General features: G+C 38.9%; 13 protein-coding genes and 2 pseudogenes. 6 read left to right on the top strand and 9 right to left on the bottom strand.

The features are described from left to right. Positions 1-40: 40 nt before the first annotated feature. The 4 genes from GQR44_RS18385 to GQR44_RS18370 form a co-directional block, all read right to left on the bottom strand. Positions 41-712 (bottom strand): ABC transporter permease, encoded by a 672-nt coding sequence (locus GQR44_RS18385; protein WP_166373138.1) that lies wholly within the window; start codon positions 710-712, stop codon positions 41-43. Positions 713-714: 2 nt separating this feature from the next. Further along, positions 715-1,455: an ABC transporter permease gene (locus GQR44_RS18380; protein ID WP_166373137.1), complete on the bottom strand. Its 741-nt coding sequence runs from the start codon at positions 1,453-1,455 to the stop codon at positions 715-717. Between the two features lie 145 nt (positions 1,456-1,600). Continuing rightward, on the bottom strand, positions 1,601-2,374 hold the full coding sequence (locus GQR44_RS18375) for an ABC transporter substrate-binding protein (protein ID WP_166373136.1): 774 nt from the start codon (positions 2,372-2,374) through the stop codon (positions 1,601-1,603). 131 nt (positions 2,375-2,505) lie between these two features. After that, positions 2,506-3,273, bottom strand: coding sequence for an ABC transporter ATP-binding protein (locus tag GQR44_RS18370; protein WP_166373135.1), 768 nt, complete (start codon positions 3,271-3,273; stop codon positions 2,506-2,508). Between the two features lie 290 nt (positions 3,274-3,563). Between GQR44_RS18370 and GQR44_RS18365 the strand changes: the two genes are divergently transcribed. The 4 genes from GQR44_RS18365 (at position 3,564) to GQR44_RS18350 (ending at position 7,217) form a co-directional block, all read left to right on the top strand. Then, complete coding sequence (locus tag GQR44_RS18365) at positions 3,564-4,139, top strand: acetate uptake transporter (protein WP_346774375.1); 576 nt, start codon at positions 3,564-3,566, stop codon at positions 4,137-4,139. 410 nt (positions 4,140-4,549) lie between these two features. Then, positions 4,550-5,122, top strand: coding sequence for an acyl-CoA thioesterase (locus GQR44_RS18360; RefSeq protein WP_205963123.1), 573 nt, complete (start codon positions 4,550-4,552; stop codon positions 5,120-5,122). Positions 5,123-5,396: 274 nt separating this feature from the next. Next, positions 5,397-6,398, top strand: coding sequence for an XdhC/CoxI family protein (locus GQR44_RS18355; RefSeq protein WP_166373133.1), 1,002 nt, complete (start codon positions 5,397-5,399; stop codon positions 6,396-6,398). A 126-nt stretch (positions 6,399-6,524) separates the two neighbouring features. Beyond that, positions 6,525-7,217, top strand: a complete 693-nt coding sequence (locus GQR44_RS18350) for a nucleotidyltransferase family protein (RefSeq protein ID WP_166373132.1) — start codon at positions 6,525-6,527, stop codon at positions 7,215-7,217. An 84-nt stretch (positions 7,218-7,301) separates the two neighbouring features. On the opposite strand, the gene GQR44_RS18345 is transcribed toward GQR44_RS18350, so the two are convergent. From GQR44_RS18345 to GQR44_RS18325, 5 genes are all read right to left on the bottom strand, one after another. Next, complete coding sequence (locus GQR44_RS18345; protein WP_166373131.1) at positions 7,302-9,605, bottom strand: molybdopterin cofactor-binding domain-containing protein; 2,304 nt, start codon at positions 9,603-9,605, stop codon at positions 7,302-7,304. Further along, positions 9,602-10,075: a (2Fe-2S)-binding protein gene (locus GQR44_RS18340; protein WP_166373130.1), complete on the bottom strand. Its 474-nt coding sequence runs from the start codon at positions 10,073-10,075 to the stop codon at positions 9,602-9,604. The genes GQR44_RS18345 and GQR44_RS18340 overlap by 4 nt, the downstream gene beginning before the upstream one ends. A gap of 18 nt (positions 10,076-10,093) precedes the next feature. Continuing rightward, positions 10,094-11,395: a cytochrome c gene (locus tag GQR44_RS18335; protein ID WP_166373129.1), complete on the bottom strand. Its 1,302-nt coding sequence runs from the start codon at positions 11,393-11,395 to the stop codon at positions 10,094-10,096. Positions 11,396-11,911: 516 nt separating this feature from the next. Further along, entirely contained in the window at positions 11,912-12,631 is a 720-nt protein-coding gene (locus GQR44_RS18330) for an SDR family oxidoreductase (protein WP_166373128.1), read from the bottom strand. A 348-nt stretch (positions 12,632-12,979) separates the two neighbouring features. Next, the gene (locus GQR44_RS18325; RefSeq protein WP_166373127.1) at positions 12,980-13,882 is read right to left on the bottom strand and encodes a LysR family transcriptional regulator; all 903 of its coding nucleotides are present in this window, start codon (positions 13,880-13,882) and stop codon (positions 12,980-12,982) included. A gap of 364 nt (positions 13,883-14,246) precedes the next feature. Between GQR44_RS18325 and GQR44_RS18320 the strand changes: the two are divergent. Beyond that, positions 14,247-14,525 (top strand): annotated as a pseudogene (locus GQR44_RS18320) (PAS domain-containing protein); the annotation flags it as partial. A 65-nt stretch (positions 14,526-14,590) separates the two neighbouring features. After that, positions 14,591-15,747: pseudogene (locus tag GQR44_RS18315) on the top strand (IS3 family transposase). The last annotated feature ends 8 nt before the right edge of the window (positions 15,748-15,755 follow it).

Below are 15,755 nucleotides of genomic sequence, written 5' to 3'. Positions count from 1 at the left end.
AGCCTTTAGACCTTCATTATTAATTATTAATTATTAATTATTAATGCTGATAGCTTTTCTCCCACAGCTTAAATAAGTAAATAACAGAAAATGTTAAGCACATATATAACAAACCAGCTGCTAGATAAGCTTCAAAAGGCGCATAATAACGAGCATTAACAACACGAGCAGCACCGGTAATATCAACAATCGTCACCACACCTGCAATCGCACTGCCGTGTATCATAAAAATAATTTCGTTACTGTAAGCCGGTAAAGCACGGCGTAATGAATTAGGTAAAGTAATACGCTTAAGTGTTTGCCAACGACTCATACCATAAGCTTTAGCGGCTTCTAATTCACCAAGCGGCATTGTTCCTATCACACCACGTACAATCTCAGCAGTGTAAGCCCCTGTATTTAATGAAAAAGCGAGTAATGCACAAAACCAAGCTTCTTGAAAGTAATACCACATCCAACTTTCACGTATCGCATCAAATTGTGCAACACCGTAATAGATCAAAAATAATTGTACCAACAATGGCGAACCACGAAAAAAATACATATAAGCCCAAATAGGCCCTTTAATGAACCAGTTTGAATGACTACGTAAAATACCAACAGGTATCGCAATCACTAAGCCTATCAATAATGAGACTGCCACTAACCAAGTTGTTGTCCACAAACCTTGTAAGTAAAACGGGTATTCATTAACAATGATTGAAAAATCCATACTTACCTCGTTTGTATACTATATTTACGCTCGGCCCATTTTAAGACAGAGGTAGAAACAGCAGTGTAAAATAGGAAGATTAGCGCTACCACTAGATAGAAAGTGAAAGGTTTTTGAGTAGAACCAGACGCATCACCTGCAATTTTAACCATATCTTGTAAACCGATGATCGACACTAATGCGGTTGTTTTTAATAATACTAACCAGTTGTTACCCAAGCCAGGTAACGCATGGCGCATCATCTGAGGGAACATCACACGTGAAAAACGTTTATATTTATTCATGCCATAAGCTGTTGCCGCTTCTAACTGCCCTTTTTCTACCGATAAAATAGCGCCGCGGAAGGTTTCTGCCATATACGCACCAAAGATAAAACCGATAGTCACAATACCTGCAATATAAGGGCTAATATCAATATAGTCAGGTAAATATGCTGTCCATTCGTGGTCAGGATAATAATTTGTCGCTACTTCGTTAAACCATTCGTTAAGGTTATAGCTGGTGTCATTAATTAACACTTGCCCACCAAAGAAAATAATCAACATTAAGATAAGATCCGGAATACCACGAATAATAGTCGTATACAGCGTCGCAATGCTGGTTAATATAATAGAATGAGACAGCTTAGCGAGTGCTGCTATTAACCCTAAGAAAACAGCTAATAATAAAGATAACAAGGCTACTTGCAGTGTTAGCCATGCTCCTTCTAGAAATATTTCTTGGTAACCGTATAAAGAAAACATATAAACTTCTTTTTATTTAATTCCAATCCACTAATACGTAATTAATAGCACTGGCATAACAAAAAAGGATGAGACAACATATAAAAGGTTGTGCGTCATCCTTTCTATTTTAACGCTCAGGTTAAAAAATTAACCGTGATAACGTTTATTCTTGACCGTATACATCGAAAGAGAAGTATTTATCTTGAATCGTTTTATAAGTACCGTTAGCGCGGATTGCAGCAATCGCTTTGTTTAATTGCTCAACTAAATCCTTGTTTTGTTTACGAACGGCAATACCTGCACCGTGACCAAACCATTTAGGATCATTTAGTTTAGGACCAACAAACTCAAACTTGTCGCCACCTTTTTTTGCTAATAACCCTTCAGAGATAGAGGCAGAGTCAGCGATAACATAATTAAGGCGGCCCGCTTTTAAATCTAAGTATGCTTCATCAAAGGTACCGTAGCGTTTAATTTTTGCAGAAGGGAAATTATCTGAGATGTATAAATCCATTGTTGTTGCACGTTGAACACCAATGTTTTTACCTTTCATGAACGCATCAGTCGCTTCAAATGCAGCCCCTTTAACAGCAGTAAAACGTGCTGGAATATGTTGGTATTTATTAGTAAAAGCCACTTGTTTCAAACGCTCTTCAGTAATATCCATTGTCGCAATAATTGCATCAAATTTACGTGCTTTAAGCGCCGGAATAATACCATCCCAATCTTGTTTTACTAACGTACATTTTGCACCCAATTCATCACATAACGCATTAGCGATATCGATATCAAACCCAGTAACACTGCCGTCTTCTTCTGTTTTACTAAATGGAGGGTATGCACCTTCAACACCAATACGTATTTGTTTCCATTCTTTTGCTTGTGCCGAATTAAATGCAAAAGCAAATAATGCGATTAGTAGGCTGATTTTTTTCATTGTATTTCCTTATATTATGATAGATAGCTGTTTTAAAAATTTTTACTAAATTGATTTATAACATTAACCGCTTTAATTAAGCACTTATTTTAATTAAACGCTTTTTTTAATTAAACGTTTAGCAGTCTCATCTAATAAACAGTAGAGATAAACTGCTTAAAACGTTCCGATGAAGGATTCTGAAAGATATCTTCAGGCTTACCTTGTTCTTCCACTAAACCTTGGTGTAAAAATAATACTTTATTTGATACGTCTCGTGCAAAAGCCATTTCATGTGTTACCACTAACATGGTGCGGCCTTCTTCGGCTAAATCACGCATAACGGTTAACACTTCACCGACTAATTCAGGATCAAGTGCGGAAGTCGGTTCATCAAATAACATCACTTCCGGTTCAACCGCTAACGCCCGCGCAATAGCAACACGTTGTTGTTGTCCACCAGAAAGCTGGCCTGGGTAATAATCTTTACGTTCATATAAGCCAACACGTTGTAATAAAGCTTCTGCTTTTACAATGGCTTCTTTTTTAGGCACCCCGAGTACATGCACAGGGGCTTCGATGACATTTTCAAGAACCGACAAATGTGACCAAAGATTAAAACTTTGAAAAACCATCGCTAAACGACTACGAATACGTTCAACTTGTTTAATAGATGCAGGAATAGCACCACGTTTTTTATCCATCTTCATTTTGATTAATTCACCATTAACCAAAATATCCCCTGACGTCGGTGTTTCAAGTAAATTAACACAACGTAATAAAGTACTTTTCCCTGAGCCAGATGCACCAAGAATAGAGATCACATCACCTTGATGAGCTTCTAAGTCGATACCTTTTAATACTTGATTATCCGCGAAGGATTTATGTAGGTTTCTAATCGAGAGAGTAGGTGCTGTCATTGCTAATATTCATTATTGATAGTTGGATTCATTATTTATTGTACCTATTTTGGAGAATAAATTAATAAAATTAATGCAAACCTTTACTCTGCATCAATTTTTTAAGTTGTACAATATAATATTTCCCTTTAATTTTCTAAAAACATCTCAAAATTACGCATTAACGCCGTTAAATTGATGCAAAACAAGTGCTAGGCCAAACTTTCACATATTCCTTTACAAAAAAGTCGAGCATGTTATCGTGCGCGCGATCCCAATTTCTTACAAATTATACAAAAAAGGTACATGAAGTGTCACAATCAATTAATTACGCGAATCCTGCCCCATTAGGCCTAATGGGCTTTGGCATGACTACAGTTTTACTAAATATTCACAATGCTGGTTTCTTTCCAATCAGTGCCATGATCCTTGCTATGGGTTTATGTTACGGTGGTATTGCACAGATCATCGCTGGTATTTTAGAATTCAAAAAAGGTAATACTTTTGGATTAACCGCTTTCACATCATACGGTTTTTTCTGGATCAGCTTAGTCGCACTTCTATTATTTCCTCAATTAGGTAATGAAGGCGTAACACAAGCAACACCACATGCATTTATGGCTTGGTACTTAGTAATGTGGGGCATGTTTACTGCATTTATGTTTGTAGGCACTTTACGTGGTAACCGTGTTTTACAATTTATCTTTGGTAGCTTAACGGTTTTATTCTTCCTATTAGCTATCCGTGATTTCACAGGTTCTGAGTTAATTGGGCGTATTGCTGGTTATGAAGGCATTGTTTGTGGTTTAAGCGCAATCTACTTAGCAATGGCAGAAGTGATCAATGAGCAATATGGTCGCACCGTTTTACCTATTGGCGAACGATAAGCGCGATTGCTTTTAAAGTTAGCACTCGCTTTAGTACGACAACAGCTTTAAATTTAATTTTAATAAACCGAGCCATTATCGCTCGGTTTTTTTATACCTAATAAAAGCTGCTAATAGCATAAAGAGATCACTTCCATGCCCTAGGTTAATAAATGGCATATCAGTAAAACTTGCTTTACATTAATGACTACTTTCTCATCTATATTCTTATCTCTCTTCTTCACCTTTCTCTACATAGCTTCTTTTTTCTTTCAATCTACTAAAAAAATCTGCAACAAATAATTAACAATTCTGTTAAAAAACATTTAGACTGGAGCAATGCTTAAAAATGTGACGCAGATCTTACTAGTTGGTTATTTTTTGTTAACTAAGTAGGATTTTTTAATACTGGCCTTAAATCAGGAAAAACAATGAAAGCTGTAAAAACCATTGATAGAAAACAAGTTAGACCAACAGACGCTTATATCGAAGATAATATGGAACCCAAAACAGTTGCATTCAGCACTATAACTGTTGTTCAGCAGATGATGGATGTTGATGCCAATATCGCAGGCAATGTTCACGGTGGCTCAATAATGAAGCTAGTCGATAACACTGCTTGTATGGTAGGAATGCGCCATACTGGCGGTAATGCGGTAACTGTTTCTTTGGATCGCCTAGACTTCCACTCTCCAGTATATGTAGGTGATATTCTTAGAATTAAAACCAGTGTTAACTTTGTTGGCTCAACTTCGATGGAAATTGGCGCTCGAATCGAAGCAGAATCAGTATTAACAGGTGAAGTTCGCCATACTGCATCCGCTTACCTGACCTTTGTTTCTTTAGATCCAGAAGGAAAACCGCGTCAAATTCCGCAGATCATTTGTGAAACAGAGAAACAAAAAGACCGTTTTGCAGCTGCACTAAAACGTAAACAAAAACGCTCAGATGCGAGAAAAGAAGCCAAAGAACGCTCTCAGCAGAAGCAATTACTAGCAAGTTAAAAAATAACTTAAAGCTAACAGCTAAAGAGGTTAAAGCTGCGGTCAGGATCCTTCCAATCTGAATAGACCCAGGTTTAACCTTTTTAAATAACCTCAGTTCAAAATAAGTAGCGCTTTAAATGACTTAACAAACTGTTAAATACTGTTTATTACATACCGACTCTTCTCATTAAATAACCTTGATATAAAAATGTTAAAGCTTAAAATTGTCTTCAGTATTTTCAGCCGTATCTATTTTAGCAATCAGAGCATGACCAAATAAAACAGGAAATAAATGTCGCATCATATTGAAGATTTATTATCGCAGTGGAACAGATTCCCAAATGATAAATGGGTTCTGGCTGTCATTACCAAGATTCAAGGTTCCTCTTATCGCAAAACCGGCGCAATGATGTTATTTCATTCCTTAGGGAAAAGTATCGGGTTAGTCAGCGGTGGCTGTTTAGAAGGCGACTTACTGCGACATGCTCAACGTGCTATTCAGCAAGACCAAGCGATTAATATCACCTATGATGCAAGTGATGAATCAGATGCAAGCTATCAACTAGGTTGCGGTGGTATTGTTGATTTATTATTAATCCCCGTTACCGCTGAAAATAACTATCTGCATTTATCAACATTAATGGAAACATTAACATCGACTAATTGCGAATATCACTTGCCCTTAGTAAAAACAGGCACTCAAGCCGCCTCTATTTCAGCAAACGTAATACCAATTACCAACAAAACTGATTATGATTTCAGTAAAAGTACATACGGTAAAGCTAACGATACTTCTGATGTGACAGTACTCCAAATCCCGTGTCGAACAAGGTTCCATATCGCTATTTTTGGGGGTGGTTTAGATGCGCAACCTTTAGCAATGATGGCAAATCAATTGGGCTGGAAAGTAACCGTGTTTGATGAGCGATCGAGTTATGCACATCAACATCACTTTCCTGATACTAACATTATTAAACAACCTATTTCTGCATTAGAAACGAAACACTTGCTAGATATTGATGGCGTCATCGTCATGCAACATAATTTGAGCTTGGATGCATTAGCACTCAAATTAATTAGTCAAAGTAACCAAGCCTATATCGCTTTATTAGGTCCCCTACATCGGCGAGACCAAGTTTTTAATAAAGCCAATATTAGCTTAAATGACTTCAAAGGTTTCTTTTCAGCGCCAGCGGGATTCAATATAGGTGGTGAACTACCGGAATCTATCGCATTAAGTATATTAGCGGAGTGCCATGCTGTATTTCATCAACGCACTCAATTACTAAACTGATGCTATTACTGTTACTGAATTTAAAAGTAATGAATCGAATTCCATCAATAAAATCCAGTGGAGTGTTTTGGTTACTTTAATAGCAGTAATAAAGTAAAGTTCATCAATCAAGAGTAGTCGAGTGTTGTGGATACAATAATAGAAGCGATAAATAATGGCCCGCAAAAAACCATAACCTTAGTGTTATTGGCGGCAGGTAAAAGTAGTCGATTCAAGGGGATTAAATTAGCCCAACCGATTATTGACTTTAATGCGCATGGCACCTTAATTGAGCAGCCCTTATTACTGCATAGTTTTGATAAATTAAACTATTTGGCGGATTATTTAATCGCCAACAACATCAATAGTCGTGTAGTTGTAGTACTTGGCTCTCACCACAAGGAATTAAGTGCACTACTGCCCAAATCGACGGTTTTTATAATCAATAAACAAAGTGAACACGGTTTATCAACGTCTATTAAAGTAGGTGTTAAAGATGCGATATCAACGAATGCTAGCGGCTTAATATTAGCCCTTGCTGACCATATTGGAGTGAGTTATAGCGACTATGTAAAGTTAGCTGATCTTTGGATATTAAAAAAACACAGTATTTGTGCCTCATACCAATCGCAGTTAGGAGTTCCAGCGCTATTTACTGCCGATCAGTTTTCAGCTTTAGCGCAGCTTAATGGCGACAAAGGTGCCAAACCTTTATTACAACAATTAGCACACAATAAACAATTAACTTGTTTAGATTTACCCAGTGCCATTAATGATATTGACACTCAAGATGACCTTTTAAAATGGCAAGAATCCAAGTTAAATCAGTCACTAACTTAAATAAAAACGTTAAATAACCACCAACAGCTCAAAATAAAAAAACCCGAAAAATCGGGTTTTTAAATCACATGGTTGAACTATAAATTATGCTTTTGCTAAAGCACTTTTTAATTCACTCGGACGCATTGGGATTTTACGTAAACGTACCCCCACAGCTTGATAGATTGCATTAGCGATTGCTGGTGCAACAGGTGTTACAGCTGGCTCGCCTAGCCCCGATGGTGGCATTTTACTGGCAATAAACTCTATCTGAACTTCTGGTGTTTGCCCTAGACGTAAAGGCGTATAAGTATCAAAGTTTGTATCTTTGTACTGACCATTAAGCAACTCAGTTCCTTCGTATAGGGCCATTGATAATCCCCATAATGCAGCACCCTGACATTGCGCTTCCGCACCATTTGGATCAACAATAATACCGGCATCAATGGCAATCACTAACTTTTGAACATTGACAAGACCATTACTTTTATCCACATGGACCTGAACAGCACAGGCAACCCACGTAGGCATATCTCGTTCTTGACCAAAGGTAGAAGCAATACCAAGTCCTGTATCTTGAGCTTGTTCAGTGCCCCAACCAATCATATCAGCAGCTTTTTTAAGTACCGCAGCCTGACGTGCAGCACCACCTTCAGAAACCGCATTATTGCCTGCATTTCGCCCTTCAGCAATGAGCATATCCAAACGGAACTGCAACGGATCTTTACCGGCATGATGCGCGGCTTCATCCATAAAGCTTTCCACCGCCCAACCAGTCCAACCCGGCCCAACTGAACGCAACCAGCCTGGTCTAAAAGTCGCCATTGCTAAGTCATTTGAAACAGCACGTACTTTTTGTGCGCCAACGCTATACCAATGGTCTGCGCCTGCAATTGCAAAGGGATCATAAACCTCGCCATTTATACCTTTAGGCATAAAACCAGGTGCTAATTCCTGCGTTGGCCAGCCTGCGGTTGCGTGATGTTCCATGGCAGTCACCGCTTTGTTATCGTCAAAGGCCATTTTTAATTGTTGAACAGAAGCAGATCGCGCACTATCAAATAACATATCTTGCGGGCGCATCAATATCATTTTAACGGGCTTACCGCCTAATGCTTTAGAGGTTAGCGCAGCAGGGATCGTATAATCACCATTCAGTCTTCGCCCAAAACCACCGCCTAGCATATAGGTACGGATCACAATATTAGCGGCATCTTCACCCAATGCAGTCGCTAATACAGGCAAAGTAAGCGACTGCCACTGACAACCTGAATGTATTTCCCATATGCCATCTGGATTTTTAAATACTAACGCATTCAAAGGCTCCATTTGTGCATGCAATACTGTGCTAGTGATATATTCATGAGCAATAGAACTGCTGGCACTCTCAAAAGCAGGCTCAGTTTTTACATTACCCGTATCTAAAATACCGCCTTTGCTTGCATCATCAAGTAACGTTTTACCATGGGCGATGATATCTGCTTCAGAGACATCAACCGTTTTGCCTGCATCCCATGTCACTTTCACTAATTTTGATGCTTTTTGCGCTGCAATGAAACTACTAGCGATCACCATTAACCAACCAGGTACGCTGCCACTAGCATCTTCTAATACGATTGTTTTTTGGTAACCTTTCACAGCTTTTGCTGCTGAGTCATCAAATGAAACAACTTTAGCGCCATAACGCGTTGGGGGTAATATAGGGTTCGCATACACCATGCCATCGACTTTAGCGTCAATACCATAGATAGTTTTACCATTGGTTTTGTTAGCTACGTCAAGCGACGTCACTTGTTGCCCTACTAGCTTAAGATCTTGATTTGGTTTAAGCGGTAATGTTTTTAACTCTTCTTCGGTAAACTGACGAGTTAAACCTAATGACACTAATTCACCAAAGGAAAGCTCACCTTTACTTGAAATTATTTTACCGTTTTTAGCTTCACAATCTTTTGCTGAAAGACCCCATTTTTTAGCCGCGGCCTCAACTAAAGCAACACGCCCCGCCGCACCAGCTTGACGATAGACAGGCCAACTTTGTGAAATAGACCAACTACCACCGGTTACCATGTAACCCCAACGAGGGTCACTATCAACATGGATAATTTCAACATCATCCCAGTCGGCTTCTAGCTCATCGGCTAAAATACGCGCGATCGCAGTACCAACGTGCTGACCCATTTCTGAGCGCATAATATTGACTTTAATTTTGCCGGCTGTATCAATTGAATACCACAATGAAGGCTCATAAAGTTCGCCTTCACTTGGTAACACTTTACCGTCAGCACTTGCAGGATCCATTGCCGCCATTAAATGACGAGGAAAACCAAAGCTGATACCAACCGCTGTCATACCAATTAAAAAACCACGGCGGGTAATGCTCGGTGAATTACGTTTAGGTAATCTACTCATGATTGCACTCCTTTAATTTCAATGGCATTTGCAGCTTCATGAATAGCACTGCGGATACGTACATAAGTCATACAACGACATAAGTTACCACCCATCACCGCATCGATATCTTTATCTGTCGGTTTAGGAATATCTTTTAATAATGCTGCGGCCTGCATGATTTGACCTGATTGACAATAACCACACTGTGGCACTTGAAGATTTTTCCATGAAATTTGTAATGGATGGTCGTCTTTTTCTGACAACCCTTCGATAGTTGTTATTTCAGCACCTTCCACTGACGAAATCGGTGTAATACATGAACGTGTCGCACGTCCACCTACATGGACGGTACAAGCGCCACAAGTTCCAATACCACAACCAAATTTAGTACCGGTCATATTAAGTTCGTCACGAATAACCCACAGTAAAGGAGTATCGCTTTCTACATCGGCAGTTTTTGCTTCGCCGTTTAAAATAAATTTTGCCATTGTCACTTCTCCTGTGAATTATTGCTCAAATCGAGGTTGATTGCGGATTTCAGTTACTTTCTGTTGCAATTCAGGCCAAGCCTCTTGGCCTGCCGATTGACGTAAATATGCTGCGATTGCACTAATATCTTGATCGCTTAATGCATCACGGAACCCAGGCATCACAACACCACTTATACCTTGATCGCTGCGCACACCATCTAATATTACGTTAACCAAGTTAGTTGGTTGTTCAAGGTGAGTTGCTGAACCTAGTGTTAATAATGGACGACCTTTAACGAGTTCTTCACTGCTGTAATGACAAGCTTGGCAAGCCGTTGCATATAAGCGAGCACCTTCATCAATACGAAGATCAGTTTGGGTATGTTGCGCAGCAATAGCAGTTTGTAAATTAGCATTAGCAGCAGGATCATCACTTTCATTAGCGCCGCTATGGTCAGCAAAATACAAACTAATCGCTCGTACATCCTGCTCAGGCAGTGCAGATAAACCTTTGTGCATTACCGGAGCCATCGGACCTGCAGCACTCCCATGATAAGGTGAGTTACCCGTAGTTAAGTATTCATAAAAATCCTGCGCACGCCAAGGGATCGGGGAAGTACTTGTTGCCGTTAATGAAGGAGCTATCCAACCATCAATATCCGCACCTTGATACATTTGGTCGTATTTTTCACCACCAAGCGCATTACGCGGCGTATGACATGCGCCACAGTGTGCAATACCTTCAGCTAAATAAGCACCACGATTCCATTGCTCAGATTTTTTTTCATTAACTTTAAATGCATCGCTATCGGCAAATAACAACTTCCAACCAGCTTGTAACCAACGAATATTAAGCGGGAATGGAATGCCATTTTCTTTTTTGACTTGATTAACTGCTGGCACTGAGGTCATGATATAAGCATAAATAGCGCGAATATCCTCATCGGTCATTTTATTAAAGTGCTCAAAAGGAAATGCTGGTAATAAATGATGCCCATCACGGCTTACACCACTGCGCATAGCACGATTAAAAGCTTCCTCAGACCAACTGCCAATACCTGTTTCAACATCTGGCGTGATATTACTCGAATAAATCGTACCAAACTCAGTGTGCATTTCGTAGTTACCTGCGTAAGGTGTACCACCTGTGGGTGTATGACAAGTGCTGCAATAACCGGCAGCTGCAAGTACTTTGCCTTGCTCAATAACTTGTGGGGAATAATCACTCTTAACTGGAGGGGTTATTGGATCAATAGAAGGGTTCCAAGCATAAAAGCTGAATAAACCAAGTCCAATAATTACTGCGCCAGATACGCCATAAACAATACGTTTTAGCATATTACATTGCCTTATTTAAAAATATTTCGGGGGGGCAGAGAGTGAACTAACATTCCCTGTTTGACTTCGTATTACAGGTAATATTTATGTAAAAATTATTTACCATGATTTGAGACAATAAAACCTATAATCGACGCTAATTTTAATGTTAATAAAATGTGAAAGCAACCTTCAGAGGCCAGTAATCACTTAACAAGTTAACTGATTAGCGTATTACATGTTTGAATATCTAATAAGAGTTAAAGACTCGACAGTGCAAGTCAGTAATGAATAACAAAGTAATAATATTCGTTATCATTTAGATGCAAAAATTAACTGTTCTTAAACTAATAAGTCCCAATTAATAAAGCTTATACTGAGAGATAAAATTGAGAGCTAGCATTGAGAGTTAAGGTTAATATTTGACGAGGATATTTAACGTATTAAGCTTAGCTAGTTCAAAGCAGGCCACCAATTAAATAGCCTGCTTTGTATTTTTCTTTACTTTAAATTCTACTTAACTCAAGCAACTGTTTACTATGGTTGCTGCATCGTTGGAGCAAGCACCACTTCTCTTATGCACACTTGTTGAGGTTGTGCATAAACATACTCAACCGCCTGCGCAATATCATCAGGCATTAGCACGCCGCCCATTTCCTCTTTCCATGCTTGGTAGCCGTTTACAATATCTTTTGATGTTGTATGTGAAAGTAGCTCAGTTTCTACCGCTCCAGGGGCAATAGTACATACACGCACATTACTGCTTGCAACTTCTTCACGTACATTTTCAGTGATAGCGTGTACTGCAAATTTAGAACCGCAATAAGCAGCATGATTTGGGAAAGTTTTACGACCAGCTACCGAGCTGATATTAATAATGGTTCCGGTTTTACGCGCTTTCATCGGTGCTAATACCGCTTGCATACCATTCATCAGACCAATAACGTTAACATCAAACATGGTTTTCCATTCTTCTGGATTTTGTACATCAAGCTCACTTAATAACATTACACCGGCATTATTGACGATACAATCAGCTGCGCCATAAGTCGCTTCTGCTTTAGCTATCGCAGCGGTAAATGACGCTTTGTCAGTAACATCTACTTGTTCACATAGAGTATTAGGTAAGTTAAGTGCCTGTATACGCTCAACTCGACGTGCCAATAATAATAATGGATGACCACTGTTACTCAGACGACGTGCAATCGCTTCACCAATACCAGAACTCGCGCCAGTGATCACTACTAATTTTTTCATATTCAACTCCATTACTTTTTAAACCTACACAGCTAGTTTGCTGCAATGGATACATTATAAAAAATGAATCTATGTTGATATATATGGCCGAAGTTAAAATACTGTTGTTGTACAGCAACAATAGACTCATGTTCGAGAAACATGCTGGAAAAAAGTAGTGTTCGCTTTTTAATCCTGAATGCGGTGTTCATCCAAATATAAAATCAGCTAGTAATGAGGAAACTAGATTCCAGCCAAATAAGTGAAAGAGCAACGGCTATTGAGTATATGGGCTTTCTGCAGCTAAAATTGTTGTAGATGAATCTGTTGTAGATGGAATTGTTGAAGCTGAAACTTTTGCAGATTAAATTACTGAAGATGTTGCTCGAAACGGTTTTTTATAAAATCAATAAATTCACGTAAGCGCTTAGGGCGATATTTATCACTGTGGTAAATGGCTGAAAATGCCACCAATGGTACATGCCACTCTGGCAGTAGTTCGATAAGGGCACCCTTTTCTATTTCCGCCTCACAATACATTTTAGGCACTCTAATAATACCAGAGCCTGCCAACGCTCCCTGCAAAAGTGCATGACCATTTTTACAAATCAACTGCCCTGTTATATTGATATCACAATGTTCCTCTGGATTTGCTACACGGTTAAAACTCCAGCGCTTAACCGAGCCTGTCAAACAACGATGTAACGCAAGTTCTTGAGGATGGCTTGGGCTACCATAATTTTTTATGTATGCAGGACTAGCAAGTGTCACAATATTGATATCCATGAGTTTTTTGGCAACAAACCCGAGATCCTCAATATCCCCCATTCTAAAAGCGATATCAAACTCATCATTGATTAAATCAACGCGATGGCTGCTAAAATCTAACTCAACTTTTATTTGCGGATATAACGCCATAAATTCACTGATATACCGAGCAACAATTTCTTCGCCAATATAACCGCCAACACAATTGATACGAATAAGACCTCGGGTTTGTTGTGTATCGTCTACCGCTGCAATAAGTGCCTGATCAATATTTTGCAATGCACTTTCACATTGTTTAAATAATTGCTCACCGGCAACGGTCAACTTAAGCGTGCGTGTAGTTCGTGTCAGTAATTTAACCGAGATTTTATTCTCTAATGCAGTTATTTGACGTGACACATGAGAACGAGAAACACCTAATGCTTCAGCTGCTTTAGTAAAGTTACCCAACTGTGCAATAAGCACAAATGAGCGAATATCGGCTAGGTTAATATTATTCAGCATAGTAAGTTCCAAACAAATGATATGTTCAAGTTAATCATCAACTTCAAATCGGCACAAGCAAATCAGCATTGTAAAGTTTAAAGCTTAACTTGTTAATAAGATGCCTGCTTTCACCTTGATTATCCCAGCAGAGATGAGTTATCTTTTCATCATACTGGCCATGGTTTTCAAAGCAGTATTTAGTGAGTGTTTAGTGAGTGTTTAGTGAGTGTTATACCCGTTATAATTTGTCTACACCACTAAAAAATAATGATATAAATCATAAAATATTACAAAAAGACTGCAATCAATCATTAATTTTGTCTTTTTTATCTATTTAGGTCTAGCCTGAAGATTAATCAAATATTTAGGCTGGATGCTTACAATGAATAAAGAAAGACTGTTTCCTGAAAGTGAAATATTACTATCAACGACTGATCTAAAAAGTCACATCACATACGCCAATAAGAGTTTTTGTGACATTGCAGGATACTCTTTAGACGAGTTGCAAGGACAAACACATAATATAGTGCGGCATCCCGATATGCCCAAAGCTGCATTTGCAGATTTATGGCAGTATACCCAATCAGGGAGATCGTGGATGGGACCAGTAAAAAATCAATGTAAAAATGGAGATTATTATTGGGTTAATGCTTTTGTCACTCTATTCTGGTCTAATTGAACTGGACACTTTAATTTTGGATAATACTATCCACTAAAGAGGTGAACATGAATACGAGAAGACAATACAAAACTTATACCAGTGAATTTAAAACTGAAGCATTGGCATTAGTCAGTGAACAAGGCTATAGCGTTCAAGAAGCTGCTTCTGCTTTAAACATCACGACTAGCTTGCTTTACAGTTGGAAACAAAAAGCAGAGCAACATGCTAACTCAACTGTAGATTCAGATGAACGTGCTGAATTACTTGCCTTACGCAAAGAAGTTAAACGACTGCGTATGGAGAAAGAAATATTAAAAAAGGCCAGTGCCTTCTTCGCAAAAGAAATGAAGTAAAGTATCGGTATATTCGAGCGAGTCGCTCTAAATATCCCATAAAATTGCTTTGTAATGCATTACAAGTGAGTCGTAGTGCATTTTATGATTGGCTTGAACGCCCCGCTAAAGTCATCCGTGAAGAAGAGCTGAACATGTATCGAGCAGCACGACAGTTATTCAAGCGAAGTCGCGGTAGCCTGGGCTCTCGCCAGTTATGCAAGAAATTAAGAGAAGCGGGCTTTAAGGTGGGTCGTTATCGTACACGTAGTATCATGCGCAAGCTAAAGCTTGTCGTCGTACAGCGCCAAGCATATAAGGTAACAACAAAGCGTAAACATACAGATAGTGTTGCTGATAACCTATTGGGTCAGCAGTTTAACCCTAAACAAGAGAATCTAGTGTGGGCTGGCGACGTCACCTATTTGAGGACCAATCAAGGTTGGATGTATTTAGCCATTGTCATGGATTTATACTCTCGTCGGGTTATTGGCTGGTCTATATCTGGCCGCATGACGGTTGATTTAGTTGAACGCGCATTGCAAATGTCGATTAATATCAGGCAACCTAAAGCGGGTTTGATGTTCCACAGCGATCGTGGTTCTCAATATACTAGTGGGCGATTTAATCGATTATTGAGTAAGCATAAAATAATAGCCTCAATGAGTAGCGTGGGAGCTTGTTTAGATAATGCAGTTGTTGAGCGGTTCTTCGGCAGTCTTAAGAATGAATGGTTATTAAATATTGTTCACTTAACGCGTGAAACGATGAAGTTAGATGTTGAAGAATATATCCGCTATTACAACCATGAACGGCTTCATACAACACTCGGAGATCTAACTCCGATTAACTATGAAAAATTACAAAGTCAGGTGTCCAGTTGTGCTTGACCAGAATA

The organism is Psychromonas sp. SA13A (genome assembly GCF_011378715.1).
Classification (GTDB): domain Bacteria; phylum Pseudomonadota; class Gammaproteobacteria; order Enterobacterales; family Psychromonadaceae; genus Psychromonas.
This window is presented reverse-complemented; position numbering and strand designations above follow the sequence as displayed.

Coding starts and splice junctions, on each gene's coding strand:
- GQR44_RS18360 (WP_205963123.1), top strand. CDS start 4,550: ATGAAAGCTGTAAAAACCATTGATAGAAAACAAGTTAGACCAACAGAC.
- GQR44_RS18330 (WP_166373128.1), bottom strand. CDS start 12,631: ATGAAAAAATTAGTAGTGATCACTGGCGCGAGTTCTGGTATTGGTGAA.
- GQR44_RS18355 (WP_166373133.1), top strand. CDS start 5,397: ATGTCGCATCATATTGAAGATTTATTATCGCAGTGGAACAGATTCCCA.
- GQR44_RS18345 (WP_166373131.1), bottom strand. CDS start 9,605: ATGAGTAGATTACCTAAACGTAATTCACCGAGCATTACCCGCCGTGGT.
- GQR44_RS18335 (WP_166373129.1), bottom strand. CDS start 11,395: ATGCTAAAACGTATTGTTTATGGCGTATCTGGCGCAGTAATTATTGGA.
- GQR44_RS18385 (WP_166373138.1), bottom strand. CDS start 712: ATGGATTTTTCAATCATTGTTAATGAATACCCGTTTTACTTACAAGGT.
- GQR44_RS18380 (WP_166373137.1), bottom strand. CDS start 1,455: ATGTTTTCTTTATACGGTTACCAAGAAATATTTCTAGAAGGAGCATGG.
- GQR44_RS18325 (WP_166373127.1), bottom strand. CDS start 13,882: ATGCTGAATAATATTAACCTAGCCGATATTCGCTCATTTGTGCTTATT.
- GQR44_RS18340 (WP_166373130.1), bottom strand. CDS start 10,075: ATGGCAAAATTTATTTTAAACGGCGAAGCAAAAACTGCCGATGTAGAA.
- GQR44_RS18375 (WP_166373136.1), bottom strand. CDS start 2,374: ATGAAAAAAATCAGCCTACTAATCGCATTATTTGCTTTTGCATTTAAT.
- GQR44_RS18370 (WP_166373135.1), bottom strand. CDS start 3,273: ATGACAGCACCTACTCTCTCGATTAGAAACCTACATAAATCCTTCGCG.